This is a genomic window from Paenibacillus sp. S02, assembly GCF_019454065.1.
GTDB lineage: Bacteria > Bacillota > Bacilli > Paenibacillales > Paenibacillaceae > Paenibacillus > Paenibacillus polymyxa_B.
This window is the reverse complement of sequence record NZ_CP073682.1, coordinates 1,613,590-1,634,405: the sequence shown is the minus strand read 5'-3', so window position 1 is coordinate 1,634,405 and position 20,816 is coordinate 1,613,590. Positions and strand designations below refer to the sequence as shown.

The following is a 20,816-nucleotide window of genomic DNA, read 5'->3' as shown; positions in this document are numbered from 1 at the left end:
AGAGGCCTACCAGGCTTGTAACTTCAACTTCACCAACACGGCGCGGGCCTTCCATAAAATATCCCCTTAGGTCTTTTCCAAAAATATGTACTTCTTTCTAGTGTAATTCAATAGGAAAAGAAATCCAAGACCTATCCGCAATACATTGCTGAATAAGCTTGGATTATATGAGAGTCCTTTATTATAATATATGACTTCTATACTTGCTGTCCGTTCACCTGAATATCTACGGCTACTTGCTGCCCCATCCAAGCCTGCATGCGATTCCACGAAAAAACCTGCTCCATGTGAAATACACCATATGGAAGTTCTGAACGGTACAGGGCGAGCGCTGCAAAGACGGTTGCCTTAGCGGTTAAATCAGATTGATGGTGCCCCCTCAGCCGACATTCGACCTTCGTCTCCTTGCCATTGAGCGTTCCTCGGGCATCTACCTTGACCGCTACAGCATTCCCTCCTAGATGTATCTTGCCAAAGCTGCGAACTACAGCATCACGCACAGTTTTCTGTCGGAGTAAACCTGATACTCCTATCGTTCGAAGCCCTGCCAGAAGCCGGGTGGTCAAGCGCGAATCGAAGCAAAGGCGTGTGCTAACCGTAGGAACTTTGAGCGTACGAGGAAGTGTCTGCTGATCCGAAAAAGGAAATCGATACGCCCGATGACGACCCACTCCTGCACCAAAGTCTGCTACTATTCCGTCGGTAAAGCTTTTTCGAGTCACAGGGCGTCCCTGTTCTATAACCTCCAAATCGGCATGAATCTGATCTACTGTCCACTCAATGGCAGCCTGACCGTGTCGATCCCCCAAGCCCAGCATCAAAGATATATTCAACTCATCCGTCTGATCCATGAGCTGTGTCGCTTGCAGTGCCAACAGATTGGTCAGCCCCGGAGCTAATCCTACACTTAATAGGGCTGTGGCCTGATAAGCTCGGGCCTCCTGATGACACTGCTCCACCTGACTCAAAAAGTCCGCATTCGCGGTAATATCCATGTAATGCACCCCATGTTGAAGACAGGCACGTACCAAGGCCGTATTGTCCTGATCCAGACACATGATCACCAACTTGGCTTGCTCTAATATCGACGGGTCCATCGGCTCATGAATATTAAGCTGCAAGGGCCGTATCTTACCATTCGATTGTTGGCTAAATTCAGTGGCCCGCTCCAGGCTACGACCTGCGGCAAATACCTTGCCGGGAAACATTTCACTTAACTCCGTGCATATAATTTTTCCAACATGGCCATACCCGCCAATGATGATGATGTTATCCTTTGTCATAAGTCGTCTCTCCCTCTTTAACCGCAAACCATGCATTTACTAAAAAAGCGCCATAATACCGGGTGATGTGGGTAAAGCCTGCATCTATCAACAGTTCCTGTATTGCCGCATTGGACACCGGGTTTGACTCACGACCGATGGAAGCAGCGAATCGTTCCCAATCCTCCAGTGAAATGCCCTGACTCAGCATATGACCTTTCCACGCCTGCATTTGGAGGGAAAAAGAAGGCTCCTGCGGATTCCCATTAATAGAAGCTAGACAAAAAGGTGCACCCGGCTTGAGTCGAGCGGATATCTGGCGTAGCAATGCCTGTTTACTTTCCAAGCTCTGAAGAAAATGAAGCACCAGCAGGCAGGTAGCAGCGTCATAGATCGGTTCTCTGCATGACTCTTCGCCGTGCTTTTCGTGCTGTTCTTCAGGCTGTTCTCCAGACAACTCTTCCAACGTACCTGCAACAAACGATATTTTTGAACTGATGCCCGCATGTGTCACACGCTTACGTGCCAAATCCAGCATGTGCTCAGAGGGATCAACTGCCGTAAAGGACCATGCTTCATGGCGCCCTCCGAGTGTTATCAATTCCTGACCGCCTCCAGCACCGACAATTAGCACATTTGGATCTATATTTCTAGTATGAGCTTGTGCCTCAAGCTGTGCGGTTATCAAACAGTCTGTCATCTCATACAAATGAGCATATCCAGGTATTTTTAAAGCAATCGTATCCGCGTACTTATGCACATTCGGATGATTCCAGCTCATAGGTTGGTTTGAGTCCGTATTTCCAATAGGGGTATGTCTCATATGTGCTTTCCTCCAAACATTTAGCCTTGATCTTCTCAGACCATTCGTTTATTGTAGATTTTATTAAGAATCATTCTCAATTATAAAGACAATACGAATATCCACCATCCCATAAATGTGGGATTTAAATAAGCGCGCTTGAGAATCTCCAGCTTTCACGATAGGAGTAAATGATGAACGCACACTACACGCAATTTGCACAGCTTAAGGACGCCCGACAGCAAATCATTGATCTGGGGAAAAAAGCACCTTCATCCCTAACGTACAAGCACACCCTAATCGACCGCTTGCGTACTCAGATTGCTTTCGATGCGGCATGCTGCACCTCAGTAGATCCGCGTACGCTACTTTCCACGGGGGCATTTACAGAGTCGGGTGTGGAGGACATTCATAACAAACTGCTGGAATACGAATATCTGCACGACGATATGATGAAATATGATCAGTTGGTGCGAGAAGGACAGTCTGTAGCGACGCTACATGGGTCTACACAAGGCCAACCGGATCGGAGCACACGATATAGAGATGTTTTGCAACCCGCCGGATTCGGGGATGAGCTACGTGTTCCATTTATGTACAAAGGGAGCTGTTGGGGATTTCTTACGTTGTTCCGTCATCATGGAAAGCCTGTATTCAGCGAGGAAGAGCAACAACTGCTTGAAGCATTAGCGCCGTCCATAGCCTACCATCTGCGTCAGGCCAGTGTCGGTTTATCTCCAGCCCCTGCCATGATCACGGAAAATGAACTTGAGCCAGGGATTCTCATGCTTTCCGATAAGCTAGAAGCGATCTCGTCCAATACAGTAGCAGAGCAGTGGCTACAGCTGCTTCGGCAGCAGGAGGGAATCCATGAAGACAGCCTTCCGGCTCCTGTCCGGGCGGTATGCTTGCGAGCACTATCCACTGCCACTGCACCAGCCCGACTATGTATCCCCTCCGCAGACGCAGGAACCCCATGGGTAACCATCAGAGCCAGCCTTCTGCAAGGCGGACAGGAGCATACGGGCCAGAAGCAGCTAGCCGTATGGTTTGAGGCTGCTAAAGCAACTGACATGCTACCGCTTATGGCCGAGGTGTACTCATGGTCAGAACGAGAGAGACAAATTGTCCAACTCATTGTTCAGGGCTTTTCGACCAAGGAGCTGGCCAGCGCACTTCATATTACTGCCTACACGGTGCAGGATCATCTGAAAGCGATTTTCTTGAAAACAGATGTAAGCAGCCGTCGTGAGCTAGTATGGAAGGTATATTCTAGATTCAATTAACCTATGTAAAGAAGACAGATGACCCGATTAGGGATCATCTGTCTTTGCATCACTGCTCTATTGGGACGCAAGAGCCTTATTTCTTCGAAGAGGATTTCGTATCATCGTATGACACTGGTGAGGGCTTCGCAATCCATTCATCAGCCTCAGGCTCGATATCCACGCCATTTTCCAGCTTCGTTTTCTCCATCAAGGAATCTCCGTCCTCGTCCTTCTTGTTGCGGATTTTCGCTTCGTCTTGAGTGTGGTCGCTCATGTTGATTCCTCCTTTTTTTAATTTCATCTGATGGTTGTACCTTACTCATAATTACCCATTGCCGTCTTGTACAAACCTCTACACGACCAGATGCCCTTTTTTCTCCGCCGGTCCAATGGTCGCCTCAATGCCAGCATTAAACTCCAGAAAGTCGCTTTCTATTCCATCACTGAAAATAACTCCATTTTCCGGCATCTGCGATGCAATCCGTAACGGTTTTTCGGCTGCTACCTGACCAAACACGAGATCCGCAGCAGTCGTTCGACTGGGGAATGGTTCTCTCACCGTAAAATAAAGCGATGGCGAACTCCAGGTTGCACGATGATCATGACTCGTTACGTCTGCTACCCCTTCCTGAGTGAAAGCTACACCGGGCATCAGCTGGCCTGGGGTCAGCGAAATTGGATGCCGTGTAGCACTGCCGACAATTCCGGCCGCTCCAGCCAGTACACTGGTCAGCCAGCCTGTCGCTCCCAATCCGGTTGAAACGATAATGCCGCTGGATGATTGTTGCTCTACCTGATCCTCCAGCCTTAGCTCATATCTCGCGGAGACATGAGTTTTGCGCCCAATGAACAAATCATTTACAGCATACAAGGATTGGCCATCATTTAATTGGGCCTTAGCCAGCGTAACTTCCTTAATTGGCCGTCTGTGCACGAACACATCCGACACCACCCAGCGCAGGTCGGAAACAGTAAACGGCAGCAATACCCCGTCCCAGCGCAATGGATCTGGATTCACACCGATAAGCGGCTGCTCGGTCAAATATTTTAACGTGTTGGCTACCAGCCCATCCTGACCCAGCACCACCACTGTATCCTGCTCACCAAAAATAAAGTTCGGCACATGCTCTCGCTCCACAATCTGAACACGACCCAAGGCCGTTAACTCCGACGTTGCCGTTGCCACCGCCCTGCGGTAATTTTCGTCCTCCAGCACATAATCACTGAAATCCGCACCCAACCGTTCCATAAAGAAGCGAGCCTGCTGCACCGTATTGTATCGGACAATCAGTTCCTCCAGTCGCGTTTTACGCTTCACCAAAATGATCTTCTGCTCTGTCATTCGGCTACTCATCGTGTTCTTCCTCCAGACCCTCTCGATCCTGCTGATCCGCTAGCTCCCGTATCTGACATGAGACCTTGCAGCAGATCCGGCGTAATATTCAGCTGACCGATTTTGCCTGCATTTTCTGCAAGCTCCTGGAATGCAATCGCAATTAGCTTATCCGGGCTCATATCCATGTTGGCCATAGCTTGAAGTACGTTCGGCTCAACATCCTGCAACGATTTCATGACTGCTGTCAGCTCATAGGCCTTGGCATCGGCTTCTGCCTTTTTATTCGTTACGGTCAGCTCAATCAGCTCACGTTTTTTCTCCTCCAAGGCCGTGTCAAATCGTAGCTGCTCCTCTTTCATCTCGCTTTGCTTTTGCTTCACAGAACGCTCGGCATCGAGTTGAGTTTCGCGGATTTGTTTCTTTTTCGTCTCCACTGCAATCTCAGTGTTCAGCTCGTTTTCCTTCACACGCCGCTCTTGCTCAATAGATGCATTACGACGCTCATACAAAGCATGATCCGCGTTGCGAAGAATCTCTTCCCTCGCTTGAGCCTCCAGCGCTCTCATCGTCTCTTTATTGGGTAGAATCGCCAAAATCGACAGTCCCATAACCTCAATGCCGAGCTTTTCCATTTCCGTATGCTGTGCAATATCCTTCGTCATGTTTTGGGCCAGACGTTCACTGGACTGAACAGCTTCTTTGAGCGGGACACGCTCCAAATACTTTTTGGTAAGCACCTTGGCGATGTTAATCACCCGTTGGGCCAGCTTGCTCGGATCATCCGAAATGTAGCGTCGTTCCTTCAAGTCATACGTATAGTTTAAAATCTGCGTCGTTCTCCGATAATCCACAATTCGATACGTCAGTTGCCCCTGCACCGTCACCGCCTGAAAATCATTCGTCATGTCCTCAAACATGAACGGCGCATCAATGGAAGAGACGGGCACGACAACAACCGAGGTGGTCGGGGCGTAGTAATAAAAAGATAATCCAATACCCTCTCGAACCACCTTCCCGTTTTTCACCTTCATCACATATTCACTGGGCTGAAATTTAACAAAATTAAATCCAAACATAGCCGCTTCCCCGCTTTCATTGTAGTTTATAATATATTGTTATTATCATTATGTTATTAACAATAAAATAACACACATTTTCGATAATATCAATATGACATTTATGAAAAAATAAAGGCCATTTCCCCTCCGATATGCTCGGTTAGAGGAAACAGCCTTATTGAAACACTTTATTTATCATCCACATTCCATTCTCTATAAAACTGCTCCAAGTACATCTCCATCCATTGATGCCGGGCCTCCGCCAGCTCTCGGGCATAAGCGGTATTCATTAGATCCTTGAGTTTTAGCAGCTTTTCGTAAAAATGGTATATGGCACTTTTACCTGCGGCACGATACTCATGCTGTGAAAAGTCTTTATCTGGATGATGCATCATACTGCCTTTTGAGCCTGCATACATAAAAGTTCTTGCAATCCCAATTGCTCCGAGAGCATCCAACCGATCTGCATCCTGCACAACTTGACCTTCCAGCGTTTGCACAGGCGGGTTTTGTCCACCATTGTAGGACATCGTAGCTATAATAGTCATCACGTGCGTGATCACATCTGGATCACTTACATGCAGAAGCAGCCACTGCTCTACTTTATCCAGGCCCGCTTGCTTGGAATCATTTAATTTTTCATCCGCTACATCATGCAGCAGTGCTGCCAGTTCACAAATAAACGAATCTGCGCCCTCTTTGGCAGCAATTTTAAGGGACAGCTTTCTCACCCGGTCTATATGCCACCAATCGTGACCACTATGATCACGCTCCAACTGCTGCTGTACAAAGGGCTCTGCCTTTTGAATAATATTTGCCAAAATCGCTTCCTGTTGCTCCGTTCGTCTCTTCATATGTCACCTTTCAATTCCGTCCATACTTTCTATGGCAGGTTCGTTTAATTTTTTAATGCTTGTCCATTTGCTTACTACGAATCATTGAGAGCGCCTTACGGGCTGCCAGCTTCCCATTCGGGCTTCCATGCTTCACCACTTCTTTTAATAATTCGGTCGCTGGCTGATATCCATGATGTCCCAAAAGGACACATGCTCGTTCCTGTACATACATATCCTCATCGTCCAAATAGGGTAGCAATGAGTCTAGTTCGCAGATAGGCGTGATCGCCATTAGGCTGTAAAGAAGCTGACATCTCACATCATCATCCACAGGTGAATCCTTCTCTAGCAAGGCTCTTAGTTCATTCATGCAACGAATATCTTCCGCTAATTGTTCTGTGCTAATGTCATCGCCGGATGGATAATCCTTACGTAGTTGTTCCCACTCCAGTGCTGGATTTTGCTCCAACTCTGCAATCAGAGAAAACGCACTTCTGTGCGCCGGTGACAAATCCGTTTCCTCGTGACTTATATAACACAACTTATATGCTAACGGCCCCTCCACATATATGCCAACATAATTAGAATGGTCATCCGTCCATAGAGGGACGATATGTTTAAATACCTCAATCTGCCCCATCCACTTGATTCCCTCGGCAAGCTCTTGCTCATTCATGAGTCGAAGCTTAACGTTCCGTCCCTCTCGTTCCTTGCTATGTACATGCAAAGCTTCCACCATGTCGTCTGGCAGATGGATTGCTAGCCGTTCAAGTACCTCTTGTAAGCTCATTTTTCACGCTCCTTATCTTCTCTACTCAAAATCTACTATATAAAACCGAAAAGGACAGGCTATCTTCATTTTATTCTATATGGTGTATGCATCCAACCTTTAGAACGAGAAGTCAGTAACCTGGCAAAAAAAAGAACCTCCAAAACCACATGAATTGTAGTCGCGGAAGTTCTTTTACATTTTCCCTACCCTATCTCTAATCCTATATAACTTATTTCCATATTCTTACTCCACGACACCAAGCTCGCGGTTTTTTTCCTTGAATCGGCTGTTATGAGAAGATACATATGCCGCTTTGTCAGCTGCTGGATCAATGTACAGCTTGGCGCTGTTCAGTGCAAGGGCGGCATCTGTGAACGTACCGGCAATTAGATACAGTTTGCTTCCGTACTCGACAAAATCACCTGCCGCGAAAATCCCCGGCAGATTCGTTTCCAGCTTTTCGCTCACTCGGGCATGCCACTCACCCATATCCAGCCCCCAATCCCGAAGCGGGCCGAAGTCGGATTTAAGCCCATGATTCACGATGACGGCATCGACATTCAACACCTGTACCTCGTCCGTATCTACATGACTGATCGTAACCTGTTCAATCGTCTCTCCGTTGTTGCTATGTAGCTGACTCACCGCGTATGGTGTGAGAACACGGACCGAGGATGATTTCATACGAGCTACATTTTTCTCATGTCCGCCAAAGTGATCCCGACGATGTACGACGGTCACACTCGCCGCAATAGACTCCAGCTCATTCGCCCAATCCACTGCCGAGTCGCCTCCACCGGAAATCAGGACGTGCTTGCCCCGGAATGGCTCCAGCTCTTGTACAGTATAATGCAGGTTCGTAACCTCATAGCGGTCCGCCCCCTCAATCTCCAGCTTAGCCATTTTGAGAATACCATAGCCTACTGCCAGAACGATCGTGCGTGTCCAATGCTGTTCCCCTGTGGCAGAAGTTAGCAGGAACGTGCCATCCTCTTGCCGATCCAAACCAGTGATCTGCTGTCCCAGAACAATGGTAGGCTCGAACGTCCGCGCCTGCTGCTCCAGCTGATCAATCAGCTTTTCACATAAAACCGGGGTAACCCCCCCGACATCCCAAATCATCTTCTCTGGGTATATGCGCATTCGTCCGCCCAGCTCATGCTTGGCTTCGATCAGCTTGGTTTTCATATCTCTCATTCCACTGTAAAATGCGGTATACATACCGGCAGGACCACCGCCGATGATCGTTACATTATATAATTCCAAGGACACTGTCACTCTGCAACTCTCCCTATCATAACGTAATATGTCTGCTCCTATTATAAGTGATAATAATTATCAATATCAATTAAGAAATAAAAACATGACCATTAGAGAGGTTTTTGTGACCTTAGAACTACATTTTATAGGTTTATATAGCTACTGCTTCCGTTATTCTCGTAGATTATGCAAGGATTGCTGCACTATCGCATGCAATGCTTTTTCATTAAGTCCTGTCTGTACAAATTGAAAACGGTGATCTGTCAATCTCTGAACTCGGTCTATGATCTGTCCCAGATGATAAGCCGTATGCTCCACCACATGATATACATCATATATATTTATCGTCCCCGTATGGTCCAATGCTGCACAGAAGGATGAAAAAGATTCTTCTACCTCATCCATCAGTTGTTCCTTGTTTTGTATGGAAGGTATAAAGCTATCCTCCATTCCTTGCTTGTATGTAATCGTCGGATCCATGAGCTTGGCTGCGTTTCTGCGCACATGCACCATGATATGGTTGATGATCCCACCAATGCTGTTCGTTTCCACCTCACCAACGCGCCATAGCACCTGTTCATCCAAAAGCACAATGCATGCCCGCAACTTTACCAAATATTGATCGTACATTCTGTGCTTGGATATGATTTTAAACTCATGCATGGAAGAATCCATATATTCATTTCCTCCTTCGTCCTATCAAGTGAATTTCTCAAAAAAATTACTTCCATCGATCATCCAATATTGTTCAGGTGAAGGTACCTCGTTCAAAAAGTTTTGATATTCCCCTTTCCACCCCGCTGGGACATAGTGTTCAAACGAAGCTGGCTCAGGAAATAGCGAATAGAGAATTTTCTCGTCAAAGTTAACATAGAGAGCAGGACAGAACTCCAACACTTCATCCTTATGCTGAATAGCATCATCAAGCAACTGGAGCATTGAAGTTAGTTCCCCAGTAGCCACCTTATATTCATAGATGTGATCCAAAAATGCTCCCGCTGTGGTTTCATCCAACATAGGGATACCAAACCGTTCCTCCATCTCGGTATTCAAAAACCAATACTCTCTTTCCGTCACATACCAATTCCATTTCCCTTCAAAAATAACACCAACAATGATGTTTTGCGCATATTCAGGCCATAATTTCATGAGCTTCTCGCGTTCCCCTCTTTCTCACTCACAGTTCGATCCAAAACCGGTTTACACGGTTTCCGTCTTCCTCTATGTAATCCTTGTCCGGTGTTCCGCCATTTTGTATGATTGTTTTTTTGGAGGCAATATTATCGGAGTCGCATACGACCAGGGCTCGGGAAATCCCCAGCTCTTTTGCTTTTTCTAACGCCAAGGCCAGCATTGTAACAGCGTACCTGTTCCCTCGTGCAGAAGGACGGATACCGTAACCGATATGACCTCCGGCATTCATTAGATGTTCGTTAAGGTCATGCCTGATATTCACTGCTCCCACAACCTGTTCATTCGCATTCACAAGCCAGTATGTTGAGCTTTTGACCCAGCCTTCAGACAGGTTCATTCCATTTTCCTGATTACTTAAAACCGTCAGCATACCTTCAAAATCGTACGGTTCTAAAGAAATCACCCAAGGTACCATATGCTCCTGGCTCTGTTTCCATTCCTCATAAAATGAAAGATAAGCGTCCTTCCAGCTCTGATCCGGCTGTACCAATTTGACGGTCTGCATCCCGCTCACTCCCCCCCTCTTTAAACATTCAATTCATCTGCTATTGCTTATATTCAATATCCATGAATTTTTGCGCCCAAGCTGCAAAAGAGAGCTTATCATCCCAAGTGACTTGCTTCATCGCTTTGGCACATCCCCAGTTTAGAACCTGCTGATGCAGCATATGTACCCGGAAACGCTCAGTAAATCCTTCTTTAGCTTTCATCCCTTGTGCGTAAGCAGTAAGAAAACCTTGTGCCAACTCTTCTTCGCCGTTCTCCAAATGTCGTCGTCATCTCTACACACCATAGCTCTTAATCGTTGCTTCTAGGGTTTCATCTGTATCCGCCAGCCAAACGAAACTAACCTCAAACGTTCCCGGCTCAAAAAACAATGGAAATCTCCGCTTAAACCAATCCTGCATCGGCAGATTTAGCGCTTCCTTCATATCCACCCACAGCAGTTCCCCCTCGGGGGGATTTTTTAATAGTTCACCTTCAGTGGCTGTAGCCAAATAGTTAAAGACCATATATCTCAGCCCTTGACTTGGATCACAATATTCGTCGATTCCTTTAAATACAATTTCCGTAACGGTTAAGCCTGTTTCTTCCTTTACTTCACGAATGGCCCCATTCACAATGCTTTCTGGAAACTCTACTTTTCCTCCTGGAGCAATATAACCCGGAAACCCCTTTCGATTGGGTCTATTCATAAGCAATACCTTGCTTCCGTCTTGAATCATACACATGGTATATATTTTGTGTGTCACTTCTGTTGTCAATCCGATCATACCTTTCTTTATTCACGATTCATGATCTAGCTTTTAACTTTCACACCGACAAACTGTGGTTAAATATGGCATTTCTCATACTTTAACTCGTTATTTTGTAGAGCGCAATAACTCTAACCATAGACTAAATTAGAAGACTCATGCCTAAGTCGGTCAAAATCAGCAAAAAAAGACCGCCTTTCTGCAAAGCCGTTGGTACTACCAAGCGACTCCAGAAAGGAACGGTCTTATCCATCATGCCAATAATCAGTTTTCTAGGCACGCCCCGGATAACGAGAACCTGCTGCGAAGCCTTTAGGCGAAATGCGCTCGATCTCTTGAAGCTCTGCTTCCGACAAGGAGATCTGTAAAGCACCAAGATTTTCACGCACTCTTTCCAGTCTCTTCGTTCCCGGAATCGGAACGATATGGTCTCCTTGCGCCAGCAGCCATGCCAGCCCCAACTGAGCAGAAGTACAGCCTTTTTGGGCAGCCAGTTTTTCGATCAGGAGGACAACCTCTAGATTTTTGTTAAAATTCTCGCCTTGGAAGCGAGGGAAATGACGGCGGTAATCATCCTCTGGCAGATCGTCAAATTTCTTGATCTGTCCCGTGAGGAAACCTCGACCCAGTGGACTGTAGGGTACGAAGCCGATTCCCAATTCGTTCAGAAGTGGAAGAACATCATCTTCCACTTCTCTGCTCCACAAGGAATATTCGGTTTCTACTGCGGTAATTGGATGCACCGCATGCGCGCGGCGGATCTGTTCAGCCGACGCTTCTGACAAGCCGATATAACGGATTTTCCCTTCCTTAACCAAATCGGCCATCGTTCCGACGGTCTCTTCAATTGGAGTATTGGGATCAACTCGATGCTGATAATACAGGTCGATATAATCGATCCCCAGATGAAATAGACTGGCGTCCACGGATTTTTTAATATATGCCGGATCTCCCTTGGGTCCCTGAGTGTGCGTGATCCCGAATTTAGTGGCAATCACTACCTCCTCCCGACGACCCTTGAGCGCACGTCCAACCAGCTTCTCATTGCCGCCGAACTTCTGCTGTGCGTATTCCTCACCATAAAGATCTGCTGTATCAAACAGCGTTACACCAAGGTCCAGCGCTCCCTGAAGTGTGCGCACCGACTCCTCGTTGTTCAGCATCATCATCGTGCCAAGGCCCAGAGCTGATACCTCCAGCCCTTCACGTCCCAGTTTCCTTTTCAGCATATCATGGTTCCCTCTTTTCTTTGGGTAAATGGATGGAATGAACATGTACTCATTCTAATGGACCCGTATGAAGGCAACCACAGTACGTTTATACTAGTAACAAGATTACCAGGCAGAGGATTGGCTTACTGGCGTGTAGATACAAAAGTGCAGACCCGGTTGGTCCGTAATACTTGCTAAAGAATTAATATCATAGGAAACGGCCTCCAGAGCGCCAGGGATTTGAAAGGAAACCCGATTCACTTTTTTGAGCTGGATATGATGCAGCTTCCACATGGTGTCAAACTCCATACTTTCCACACGTAGCCGTTCTACCGTCTCCTCAAACCAAGGATCTCCTAAATACTTGTCATAATAGGTTCTAAAAACAGCCACCGAATAGGACGCAAATTCTTCCCAGTTAACCATTCGACGACGTAATTCGGAATCCACGAACAATAAACGAATCATGACACGTTCAGAAACGGACAGGGAAGAAAAATCGGTAATGACCTCATTCGCCGCGCTGTTCCAAGCAAGCACTTCCGCTTTCTCATTGCTGATGAAGGAAGGATAGGACAACTGATCAATAATATGTTGCCACTGTGGATTCAGCGTTGTATGGATGGGCGAAATAGCAACCGTCTCATTGGGATTCCACAATTGAATTAGATGTGCTCTCTCATCATGAGTTAATTGTAGAGCTTCTCCTATACTTTCGATAATCTCTTTAGATGCTGTTACTTCTCTACCTGGTTCTAGCCATGTGTAATACGTCGCACTGACACCTGCCAGCATAGCAACTTCTTCTCGGCGAAGCCCAGGTGTTCTTCGCTGGCCCTGTGAAAGCCTAAGACCTGCCTGCTCTGGTTGAATTCGATTTCGACGTGATTTCAGAAAAGCACCCAACGTTTTCGATTTACTATAATCATTAGACATGTGTCACCTCTTTTCAAATCAATCGCCATATTACGATCACAGTCCCTCGTCAAACAACTGTAGGCCTATGATTTCAAAGGCGACACCGTCGCCCGCCTTAACGTTGACATCACCATTCATTTCATCAGAATCCAAAATAAACGTAGTGTCTCCTATTACAATCTCCAGACATTCTATCCCGCCTGCTTCGCCCTGCATCACTTGATGTATCGTTCCTTGAATCCAGTAGTCGCCTAGCTTTGGTTGAGGCCGAAAAATCCCTGTCTCTTCAGTAGACTTCAGCCTTCTGAACCCTTCTATACTGGATTGAGAAGTCTCGACCGAAATCACACAGCCGGGAATCATTTTATTCAAGCTTTGTTCATACGGGACAACATACGCATATCCAGAAGTCAGTTCATGCCAAAAATATGTCCAGTAGCCGTATACTTTTTCCTTGCCAATACTACGAATGATGATAGGATGATCTTTATTTATTTCCTTGATCTGTACGCGCATATATGGGGCCCTCAGTAGAAACTTTTCTTATAATAATAGTGTTTAAAGCCTCTTGGAGCATCGTCAATGACACCAACGACTTCATACCCCTGCTTTTCATAGAATTCGGGCGCTTGAAAAGTAAAGGTATTAAGTTGTATAAAATTACACCCTCTATCTTTAGCAATTTGTTCGATTTCACCAAGCAGTTGCGAACCGTAGCCCTTTCCTCTGTAGCGCTGATCTACCCACAAAATATCAACCTCCACCCAGTTCCAACATAGTACACTTAGGAGACCGCCTATCACCTGACCGACTTCATTTTTAAGCGTAAGATTAATCTCTTCGTATTGGGTTCGAATATCTGCTGGGACGTGTTTCGCATTAAACTCAATCAATTTGTTTCTGACTAAACGCGCTTCATCCCTACTACCTCGACTCATTTGAGGTTCCAGCGTCATGGCATAAATCCTCCAATTTGAAATGAATACTAGCACTTACTGATTTAAATATATAAAATAATATGGTTAAAATACTTTCATCTTCCTACTGTTATATATTGTATATACTTTTCTATGTTTAGTCACATGAATCATTTAAACAGATAAAATTATTCCGATCTATATAGCGCTGATTGAAAGTCACTCCCTGGATTCATGCAAAATACTGAAGTAAACGTAAAAACAGTTGCTGGTTTAATAGACCAGCAACTGTTTTTATTCCTATGGATTTAATTGAAGTGACTTCTGACGTCTTACTGCTTATGAAGCACTGACTGGAGTCAACTTGCCGCCGCTAGACAGAGTGATCGTCTCCCCGTTTAACCAGTTATTTGCACTCTCACCCGCGTCATAATAAATAGTGTGTCCATTATCCACGATGTTCGAAAGTTCAGCGTCACTGTCTGTGAAAGTGGTCAGATAGGAATCTGATGTAACGACCCACTTGCTTGTTTTATCCAGATTTAACGCAACCGACTTGGCTGTGTTTTCCGAATTAATAGTGCCTTTCAGAGTTGTTTTGTTTTTCAGATTAGCCGTAATGGAACTAACTTTATCCGCAGTCATGCTGCCCGGCAATGTTTGGTTGTCCGCGTTAAGCGTCACATGGGCCCCGTTTGAACCTGTGGTTCCCCACTTGTCTGCAGCAGCATTCAGCAGTACTCCTGTATTTCCTTTTAATTTGGCCCCTTTCAGGTTAACCACAGCTTCTGTGTTAGTTGAATAAAAGATAGGACCTGCTTTGGCTGTCAATGTACCCCCATTCATCGTAAAGACGGTGGTTCCGACCTCGGCATCACCCGAGAAACTTTGGTACAGCATCACTCCACGATCTACATCTCCAGACAAGCTGGTGTTATTAACCGTAATGCTGTTTCTACCTTCAATGACAGCCGCTTCCGATCCGGTTGCTTTTAAATCCGAATTAGACACGGTAATGGTACCTGTCGAATAGATACCTGGGGAACCTTTTCCCGTTGTTTTTGCCGTTGCTTTGATTACAGTAATCGTACCGTTTCCCCGGTCTGTCGCAATCGCAGCGGAATGCTCACCAGCTGTTTTGATATTGACATTCGTTGCATTAACCGTTCCCTTCAAGGTGGCATCCAATCCACGCGAGGAGTCGGCGCTGGTTTGAATAGTAACATCTTTTACATGAATTGTAGAACCCTCTCCTGTTGCAAAAACAGCATTGGCTCCATTAGCATCCGTCTTAACAGTAGAATCCGATAACTGAATGGTGCTAGCAGAAGCGGCCAAAACACCGGCATTCAGGCCATAAAAGTTGCTGTAATCATCTGACGACGTCGCACCCTTTTTCGTCAAGCTGGACTTGGTAAGTGTTAATTTGCCACTGTCCGTTACTTTGACAATCGACTGATCTGCCTGATCAGCTGCAATCGTCTGCTTGGACAGGGTTACACTTTTACCACTTTGTGTGTACTTTGCTGTTCCGTTGTCTGTATAACTGTCTGAGCCTTCACCCGGTTTTCCACTTGGTGGTTCGCCATCTGGAGGTGTTCCTTCAGGAGGTGCCTCTACTGTCGTACTGGTTCCTGTGGTACTACTGTCTGTAGAAGTTACTGTAGAAGAATCTTCTTGAGTGGCAGTTACAGACGACGAACTAGAAACTGCATTTGTTCCGTCTGTTGATGAGCTCGCATAAGCGTATGATGCAGTAATAGAAGCCAGCAGCACAGCAGTAGCGATAACATTCAATTTCTTCTTCATTACAATCATCCCTTTTCATAGAATTTAATTGGGTAAAGCCTGTATGCTTGGACTTGATGTATTTACAAGGTGTCGAGTAGATCATAGAAAGTGCAATGCTTGTCCTGATCAGCTACAAATTCATCTTATAACAGTAGGTTGAAAATAAAATGAGCGCTCACTGAACGTTTACTGAATGCACAAAAAAGCAGACCCCGATGAAACGGAGAGCCTGCTATCGTTGGTATCCATCGTCTGTCCTACAGGAGAAGAGATGGAATGATTAAATTGAAATATCCAGTGATTTCCCCACTCCCGTAATATCACTGCTGTTAGCGCTGTTGATACGAGTTGTTTCCGTGTTACTTGGAGCGGGCTTTTCCATTTTTGGAGTTGACGTGCTGCTGGATTGCGAACTTTGCTGTGCAATTTGAGCTTCAATTTGTTTAATTTGCTGCTGAAGCTGCTTCATTTTTGTTTCTTTTGTATCTTTATTATCCTTACTTTGCTGTACCTTGTTGTACTCCGCTTCAAGTTGAGCTTTTTGCTTTTCCAGACTAGCTGTATCGTTGGTACTGGATGAAGACGAAGTGCTTGCAATAGATATAGAACTGCTGGATGTGGATGAAATGTTCATACGAGATTTCCCCTTTATAAAAGTATGAGTTTACACGTGTGGGCTAACCAGTTCTAAGCTATGGTATTGCACTCTAATGACTATGACGACGATGATACAGATTGTTCAAAAATCTTAGCGATTTTATCGAATAAAGCCGATATTTCTTCATCTGTGGCATTCGATTCATCTGTATTTCCCCACGCGTCTTTTAATGCAGAAAGCAGATCTGTTTCCTGATCTTTGTCCGAAGCTGTTGACTCGGATATAAGACTGGAACTCAGAACGCTTTGCAAATCACTCAGCAAGGATCTTTTTTCATCTACTGTAAGCTCTTTCTCAGATGTAGCACTGTTATCCTCTTGATTGGGAGTCTCTTGGATATTCCTTGCGAATGGAGGCATAATTCCACCCATCGCCTGCATTATAGGAGGCAGACCACTGCTATCCATTTCAGGATGGGACGGGTCTCCTTCAGGCGGCGGTGCAGGACGATTATTTTGGATCGTTTCTGCTATCTTATCGAATAGCTCCGATACTTCCTCATCTGTTGCCGTCGAAAGATCCACGCCGGCTAATAAGTCGCTAACCGAAGCCAACGGATTCTTCGTGCTATTGGTGAGTTCATCTGTATCAGAGGAAACACTTGAAGACATCAGATAACTTTGCAGATCAGACAACAGCGTTTTCTGTTGGTCTGTAGTTAGTGCAATGGTATCCTGGTCGTCGTACTTGTAATCATTACTGTAGTTTTCCGTAGGAAGCGGAGCCTGCATTCCTCCCGTGTATTCCATAAATTCCTTGCTCAATTCGAGTGAATCGTTAGATTTCTTGTGTGTGGTATGACCCGTGGTATTTAGTCCATTCTCATTTGACTTCACCGTATTCGATTGATCATAGGAAGTCGTGATGAGATGCCTGTTAATGGATAGTGACAAAGTAGATCCCCTCTCAGTGTACATAATGTTTTTAGCTGCCCACCTACCTTTCATCGGTAGCAAATCTGAATGTAACCTGAGGGTATGCTGAATGATAACTGAATAAATACAGACTCACTAATACCGTAATCCTTTTTTTATTTCCTAGACCATAGTCAAGGAAAATCCCCTCCGCAAGACGGGGGGATCAACCCTACTTGAGACAGGAGTAAGTAAAGGGATAATTTGTTACTCTTAGCAAAGAATAAATGAACGTATTTTAAAAATTGAAAGTAGGGAAATGATGTATGATCCGTATTAGCCACTTGGTTCACGAGAGACTTATGTTCCTAGTCAAATTTTTGTACTCGCCTGCATACGTGGGTAGTGTAACACCAAGTTCCAGATTTTTAGCTAAAAATATGATAGAATCCATTCCATGGAGTGAAGTTCATGCTGTTGCCGAGCTTGGTGCTGGCACGGGGGCAATTACCCAATACATCCCGTCTGCTGCTGAATTTCAACCCAAGGTTTTACTCTTTGAAAAGGATCAGACCATGCAGCAGAGTTTAAAAAGGAGATTCCCGAACTATCTGTGCTATTCCGACTCGCGTGAGCTTCAGCTTGCTATGAAAAATGCCCAAATAGAACAGCTTGACTGCATAATCAGCGGGCTGCCATTTTTCAATTTTCCACAAGCGATGCGAAATCAAATTGTAGAACAAATTCATCTATCGCTCAGGGATGGAGGAATGTTTGTGGCCTTTCAATACTCTAAACAGATGAAACAACAGTTAGGTGAATGGTTTGATATTGAAGAAATTAAGTTTGTGCCTATGAATATTCCACCCGCATTCGTGTATGTATGCCGAAAGAAAGCATAAGAAAGGAGTATAGGTATGGACGTGGAATATTTAATTTCCATCATCGAACAATACGGCTATGCAGCATTATTCTTTTCTCTATGGCTCGGAATTGTGGGTCTGCCCATCCCGGATGAAGTCATTGTGATGACTGGCGGGGCTGTAACAGGCATGGGCATACTTCACCCGTTATCCGCTTTTTTAATTGTATATCTTGGGGTTATATCAGGCTTGTCCTTAGGTTATGTATTGGGGAGAACCGTGGGCACACCGATTCTAGAACGTTTACGCCGGAAGAAAAAAATGGACAAGTACATTACGTTTTCGGAAAAATTGATACATAAGTATGGAAACTTCACTATTTGCATCAGTTATTTGCTGCCGATCGTCCGTCACATTATCCCTTATATTGTCGGAATCAATAAAATGAGCTTCAAGCGCTATGCCCTCTTCTCTTATTCAACAGGTTTGATCTGGACGCTGATCTTCTTTCTACTCGGACGTATCTTTGGCGATCATGTACAAGCAGCAGGAGAACTGATCCATCGTTATGGCTTGCAGATGGCATTGCTTCTCATCATGCTGACAATTATATTTTTTATAATGAAATTTGTGTGGGGGAAGAAAACAACGGAGGAGTAAAGGTTGAGTATATTCGGCATGTTCATAATATAAGCGAATTTAAAGCTACCTTTGGTGCTTCCCATCCGACTGCGCAGTGGCACGACAGGTAACTTTTTAGTTCAGGTTTGTCCTTTTTAGCAATACTATCCATATGATATACTATAAACTAACAACAGAATGGCTTAGATGGGCGGTCGGCTAATCTCCTGCAAAGGAGGTGATGCCTGTGGAGGTTAAAGATACATTAATGTTGATGATTCAATTTGCAACGTTGGTGATCTTGATTATTTCCTTCAACAAAAAGAAATAGACCGCCCTCTGGAAAAGGTTAGCGGTCTATTTTACTAATCCAACCATACAGCCACCGCCCTTATAAGCGGCTGTTGTAAAAGAGTGAGGATGTTGGCAGCATCCTTGCTCTTTTTTAGTATATACTTATTGACTTTAGTTTATCACAGGAAAAACCATATTGCCAATATGGCAAATCTTTTTAAGGGGCAGCTTTCACACTACGTTACTTCTTTAATTGAAGTAGCTTAACCAGCTTGTCATGAATGGCAGTATTTGGGTAATTCCCACTAAACTGAGAAGAGCCTGGGCCCATCGCGGTTAACGCCACATCAACAGATGTATGTCCTCCCGTAGTCCAGTCGATATAAAACTTTTCATTAGAGCCTTTTACAGTAAAAGGACCATCCTCTTTGGAGATGCCTTCACCGGATTCATCCTCTGCATCTTCGCCTTCAATCGCCAAACCGCCCGTTTCATGATCTGCCGTCACCAACACTAATGTATCTGGATGTGCTTTGGCATAATCCTTAGCTACTTTAACGGCCTTATCGAGCTGTTGCCCAGCCTTAATCGTTAACTCACCTTCATTGTCATGCGCCATTTCATCCGTTCCTTCTTCCTCTACCATCAGGAAAAAACCTTTTTGGTTTTTGGAAAGAACATCAATCGCTTTAGCCGTCATATCTGGCAGAGAAACCGTTGGGTTGTAAGAGTTACCCAGCTTGTTGTGAGCTTGAAACATTTCTTCATTGGCGAACAGCCCTAACAACTTAGAACCTTTAGCTGCTTTCATTTCTGTCTGATCTGTCACATAGCTATAACCCAACTTCTTCGCTTGTTCTACCAAATTTCCTTGAGTTCCCTTACTAGCTTCCTCAGGATCTTCTGCCGGCGCATCTGGATGTTTGCCTACTGTTCCGGCAGGGTACCAGAAATCCTCACCACCGCCCAGAATAACATCCACCTTGCTTTTCTCCAGATACTGCTTGGCAATCTCGCTTTGAGCGGAGCGTTTTTCGACATGCGCACCAAAGGCGGCCCCCGTTGCGTCTGTCACTTGGCTTGTCGTCACGACACCTGTAGACATGCCTGCTTTTTTAGCCAGCTCCATAATCGTTGTCACTGGTTTTTTATTCAAATCCATTCCGATCGCACCGTTATACGTTTTCACACCTGTTGCAATTGCAGTCGCAGCGGCGGCGGAATCCGTAACCAGATTATCCCCTGAACTTGTGCTAACCAAGCCAGTTACAGGCATGTTGTCCATTTCAAGTAATCCCGATTTCCCTACCGTCGCCAAGCGAATCGCGTTGCGACTTGCTTCTCCCATACCATCGCCGATAAAGAGAATGACATTCTTAGGAGCATCGACTTTCGCTGACGAAGTTTTCAGTCCTTTGGATACCTGTGCGGTAGTAGACTTGGTATTAGATGAGGCTGCAAAAGCGTTAGGGATATTAGCAGATAACAATGGCGCACTCAAAACAGTAATGGCACCGAAAGCAAGGATACTCTTTTTCATCGAACGCTTTTTCACAAGGTCACACTCCAATAAATTTGATATTCATATATGATAAAGTAATCATATATCTGCTTTGTAAAGCATCGTAAAGCAATAGATTACACG

At 45.2% G+C, this 20,816-nt stretch carries 25 protein-coding genes; 4 read left to right on the top strand and 21 right to left on the bottom strand.

The genetic code is table 11. The annotated features are described in order from the left end of the window. Nucleotides 1–197 precede the first annotated feature (197 nt). A complete protein-coding gene (locus tag KAI36_RS07120; RefSeq protein WP_220027373.1) occupies nt 198–1,283 on the bottom strand; it encodes a saccharopine dehydrogenase family protein in 1,086 nt (361 codons plus the stop codon). Then, nucleotides 1,270–2,085 carry a class I SAM-dependent methyltransferase gene (locus KAI36_RS07115; protein WP_220027372.1) on the bottom strand — a complete coding sequence of 272 codons (816 nt, stop codon included), beginning with the start codon at nt 2,083–2,085 and terminating at the stop codon, nt 1,270–1,272. The genes KAI36_RS07120 and KAI36_RS07115 overlap by 14 nt, the downstream gene beginning before the upstream one ends. Nucleotides 2,086–2,258: 173 nt before the next feature. On the opposite strand from KAI36_RS07115, the gene KAI36_RS07110 reads away from it, so the two are divergent. Beyond that, the gene (locus KAI36_RS07110; protein ID WP_220028067.1) at nt 2,259–3,350 is read left to right on the top strand and encodes a LuxR C-terminal-related transcriptional regulator; all 1,092 of its coding nucleotides are present in this window, start codon (nt 2,259–2,261) and stop codon (nt 3,348–3,350) included. A 76-nt stretch (nt 3,351–3,426) separates the two neighbouring features. On the opposite strand, the gene KAI36_RS07105 is transcribed toward KAI36_RS07110, so the two are convergent. From KAI36_RS07105 to KAI36_RS07020, 18 genes are all read right to left on the bottom strand, one after another. Further along, nucleotides 3,427–3,606 (bottom strand): hypothetical protein, encoded by a 180-nt coding sequence (locus KAI36_RS07105; RefSeq protein ID WP_061829096.1) that lies wholly within the window; start codon nt 3,604–3,606, stop codon nt 3,427–3,429. Between the two features lie 78 nt (nt 3,607–3,684). Then, complete coding sequence (locus KAI36_RS07100) at nt 3,685–4,686, bottom strand: NAD(+)/NADH kinase (RefSeq protein ID WP_220027371.1); 1,002 nt, start codon at nt 4,684–4,686, stop codon at nt 3,685–3,687. Further along, complete coding sequence (locus tag KAI36_RS07095) at nt 4,683–5,744, bottom strand: SPFH domain-containing protein (RefSeq protein WP_220027370.1); 1,062 nt, start codon at nt 5,742–5,744, stop codon at nt 4,683–4,685. The genes KAI36_RS07100 and KAI36_RS07095 overlap by 4 nt, the downstream gene beginning before the upstream one ends. Nucleotides 5,745–5,914: 170 nt before the next feature. Further along, nucleotides 5,915–6,580 carry an HD domain-containing protein gene (locus tag KAI36_RS07090; RefSeq protein WP_220027369.1) on the bottom strand — a complete coding sequence of 222 codons (666 nt, stop codon included), beginning with the start codon at nt 6,578–6,580 and terminating at the stop codon, nt 5,915–5,917. Nucleotides 6,581–6,632: 52 nt separating this feature from the next. After that, complete coding sequence (locus KAI36_RS07085) at nt 6,633–7,352, bottom strand: HEAT repeat domain-containing protein (protein ID WP_220027368.1); 720 nt, start codon at nt 7,350–7,352, stop codon at nt 6,633–6,635. 225 nt (nt 7,353–7,577) lie between these two features. Further along, entirely contained in the window at nt 7,578–8,612 is a 1,035-nt protein-coding gene (locus KAI36_RS07080) for an NAD(P)/FAD-dependent oxidoreductase (protein ID WP_220027367.1), read from the bottom strand. Nucleotides 8,613–8,765: 153 nt separating this feature from the next. Continuing rightward, nucleotides 8,766–9,269, bottom strand: a complete 504-nt coding sequence (locus KAI36_RS07075) for a DinB family protein (protein ID WP_220027366.1) — start codon at nt 9,267–9,269, stop codon at nt 8,766–8,768. 24 nt (nt 9,270–9,293) lie between these two features. After that, nucleotides 9,294–9,743, bottom strand: coding sequence for a hypothetical protein (locus KAI36_RS07070; protein WP_220027365.1), 450 nt, complete (start codon nt 9,741–9,743; stop codon nt 9,294–9,296). Nucleotides 9,744–9,771: 28 nt separating this feature from the next. Next, nucleotides 9,772–10,293 carry a GNAT family N-acetyltransferase gene (locus KAI36_RS07065; RefSeq protein WP_220027364.1) on the bottom strand — a complete coding sequence of 174 codons (522 nt, stop codon included), beginning with the start codon at nt 10,291–10,293 and terminating at the stop codon, nt 9,772–9,774. Between the two features lie 40 nt (nt 10,294–10,333). Then, the gene (locus KAI36_RS07060; RefSeq protein WP_346730196.1) at nt 10,334–10,555 is read right to left on the bottom strand and encodes a hypothetical protein; all 222 of its coding nucleotides are present in this window, start codon (nt 10,553–10,555) and stop codon (nt 10,334–10,336) included. 15 nt (nt 10,556–10,570) lie between these two features. Beyond that, nucleotides 10,571–11,062, bottom strand: a complete 492-nt coding sequence (locus tag KAI36_RS07055) for an 8-oxo-dGTP diphosphatase (protein WP_028542993.1) — start codon at nt 11,060–11,062, stop codon at nt 10,571–10,573. Nucleotides 11,063–11,316: 254 nt separating this feature from the next. Continuing rightward, nucleotides 11,317–12,273: an aldo/keto reductase gene (locus KAI36_RS07050; RefSeq protein WP_220027363.1), complete on the bottom strand. Its 957-nt coding sequence runs from the start codon at nt 12,271–12,273 to the stop codon at nt 11,317–11,319. Between the two features lie 105 nt (nt 12,274–12,378). Beyond that, on the bottom strand, nt 12,379–13,191 hold the full coding sequence (locus KAI36_RS07045) for a helix-turn-helix transcriptional regulator (RefSeq protein ID WP_220027362.1): 813 nt from the start codon (nt 13,189–13,191) through the stop codon (nt 12,379–12,381). Nucleotides 13,192–13,227: 36 nt separating this feature from the next. Next, entirely contained in the window at nt 13,228–13,689 is a 462-nt protein-coding gene (locus KAI36_RS07040; protein WP_220027361.1) for a hypothetical protein, read from the bottom strand. Nucleotides 13,690–13,700: 11 nt separating this feature from the next. Continuing rightward, nucleotides 13,701–14,129, bottom strand: a complete 429-nt coding sequence (locus KAI36_RS07035; RefSeq protein ID WP_220027360.1) for a GNAT family N-acetyltransferase — start codon at nt 14,127–14,129, stop codon at nt 13,701–13,703. Nucleotides 14,130–14,429: 300 nt separating this feature from the next. Beyond that, complete coding sequence (locus KAI36_RS07030; protein WP_220027359.1) at nt 14,430–15,899, bottom strand: hypothetical protein; 1,470 nt, start codon at nt 15,897–15,899, stop codon at nt 14,430–14,432. A 262-nt stretch (nt 15,900–16,161) separates the two neighbouring features. Then, nucleotides 16,162–16,515 (bottom strand): FlxA-like family protein, encoded by a 354-nt coding sequence (locus KAI36_RS07025; RefSeq protein ID WP_053324926.1) that lies wholly within the window; start codon nt 16,513–16,515, stop codon nt 16,162–16,164. Nucleotides 16,516–16,595: 80 nt separating this feature from the next. Then, nucleotides 16,596–17,432, bottom strand: a complete 837-nt coding sequence (locus KAI36_RS07020; RefSeq protein WP_220027358.1) for a hypothetical protein — start codon at nt 17,430–17,432, stop codon at nt 16,596–16,598. 287 nt (nt 17,433–17,719) lie between these two features. On the opposite strand from KAI36_RS07020, the gene KAI36_RS07015 reads away from it, so the two are divergent. From KAI36_RS07015 to KAI36_RS27665, 3 genes are all read left to right on the top strand, one after another. Further along, nucleotides 17,720–18,295, top strand: coding sequence for a class I SAM-dependent methyltransferase (locus KAI36_RS07015; RefSeq protein ID WP_220027357.1), 576 nt, complete (start codon nt 17,720–17,722; stop codon nt 18,293–18,295). A 15-nt stretch (nt 18,296–18,310) separates the two neighbouring features. Then, entirely contained in the window at nt 18,311–18,916 is a 606-nt protein-coding gene (locus tag KAI36_RS07010; protein ID WP_220027356.1) for a DedA family protein, read from the top strand. Between the two features lie 202 nt (nt 18,917–19,118). Beyond that, entirely contained in the window at nt 19,119–19,208 is a 90-nt protein-coding gene (locus KAI36_RS27665) for a putative holin-like toxin (protein ID WP_007429455.1), read from the top strand. Between the two features lie 204 nt (nt 19,209–19,412). Here the strand turns inward: KAI36_RS27665 and KAI36_RS07000 are convergent, their stop codons facing one another. Then, on the bottom strand, nt 19,413–20,726 hold the full coding sequence (locus KAI36_RS07000) for an alkaline phosphatase (RefSeq protein WP_220027355.1): 1,314 nt from the start codon (nt 20,724–20,726) through the stop codon (nt 19,413–19,415). Nucleotides 20,727–20,816 lie beyond the last annotated feature (90 nt).

Bases quoted from the DNA above. Each gene is read 5' to 3' on its own strand.
- KAI36_RS07120 (WP_220027373.1), bottom strand. From the start codon at position 1,283: ATGACAAAGGATAACATCATCATCATTGGCGGGTATGGCCATGTTGGA.
- KAI36_RS07115 (WP_220027372.1), bottom strand. From the start codon at position 2,085: ATGAGACATACCCCTATTGGAAATACGGACTCAAACCAACCTATGAGC.
- KAI36_RS07110 (WP_220028067.1), top strand. From the start codon at position 2,259: ATGAACGCACACTACACGCAATTTGCACAGCTTAAGGACGCCCGACAG.
- KAI36_RS07105 (WP_061829096.1), bottom strand. From the start codon at position 3,606: ATGAGCGACCACACTCAAGACGAAGCGAAAATCCGCAACAAGAAGGAC.
- KAI36_RS07100 (WP_220027371.1), bottom strand. From the start codon at position 4,686: ATGAGTAGCCGAATGACAGAGCAGAAGATCATTTTGGTGAAGCGTAAA.
- KAI36_RS07095 (WP_220027370.1), bottom strand. From the start codon at position 5,744: ATGTTTGGATTTAATTTTGTTAAATTTCAGCCCAGTGAATATGTGATG.
- KAI36_RS07090 (WP_220027369.1), bottom strand. From the start codon at position 6,580: ATGAAGAGACGAACGGAGCAACAGGAAGCGATTTTGGCAAATATTATT.
- KAI36_RS07085 (WP_220027368.1), bottom strand. From the start codon at position 7,352: ATGAGCTTACAAGAGGTACTTGAACGGCTAGCAATCCATCTGCCAGAC.
- KAI36_RS07075 (WP_220027366.1), bottom strand. From the start codon at position 9,269: ATGGATTCTTCCATGCATGAGTTTAAAATCATATCCAAGCACAGAATG.
- KAI36_RS07070 (WP_220027365.1), bottom strand. From the start codon at position 9,743: ATGAAATTATGGCCTGAATATGCGCAAAACATCATTGTTGGTGTTATT.
- KAI36_RS07065 (WP_220027364.1), bottom strand. From the start codon at position 10,293: ATGCAGACCGTCAAATTGGTACAGCCGGATCAGAGCTGGAAGGACGCT.
- KAI36_RS07055 (WP_028542993.1), bottom strand. From the start codon at position 11,062: ATGATCGGATTGACAACAGAAGTGACACACAAAATATATACCATGTGT.
- KAI36_RS07050 (WP_220027363.1), bottom strand. From the start codon at position 12,273: ATGCTGAAAAGGAAACTGGGACGTGAAGGGCTGGAGGTATCAGCTCTG.
- KAI36_RS07045 (WP_220027362.1), bottom strand. From the start codon at position 13,191: ATGTCTAATGATTATAGTAAATCGAAAACGTTGGGTGCTTTTCTGAAA.
- KAI36_RS07040 (WP_220027361.1), bottom strand. From the start codon at position 13,689: ATGCGCGTACAGATCAAGGAAATAAATAAAGATCATCCTATCATCATT.
- KAI36_RS07035 (WP_220027360.1), bottom strand. From the start codon at position 14,129: ATGACGCTGGAACCTCAAATGAGTCGAGGTAGTAGGGATGAAGCGCGT.
- KAI36_RS07030 (WP_220027359.1), bottom strand. From the start codon at position 15,899: ATGAAGAAGAAATTGAATGTTATCGCTACTGCTGTGCTGCTGGCTTCT.
- KAI36_RS07025 (WP_053324926.1), bottom strand. From the start codon at position 16,515: ATGAACATTTCATCCACATCCAGCAGTTCTATATCTATTGCAAGCACT.
- KAI36_RS07015 (WP_220027357.1), top strand. From the start codon at position 17,720: ATGATCCGTATTAGCCACTTGGTTCACGAGAGACTTATGTTCCTAGTC.
- KAI36_RS07010 (WP_220027356.1), top strand. From the start codon at position 18,311: ATGGACGTGGAATATTTAATTTCCATCATCGAACAATACGGCTATGCA.
- KAI36_RS27665 (WP_007429455.1), top strand. From the start codon at position 19,119: ATGCCTGTGGAGGTTAAAGATACATTAATGTTGATGATTCAATTTGCA.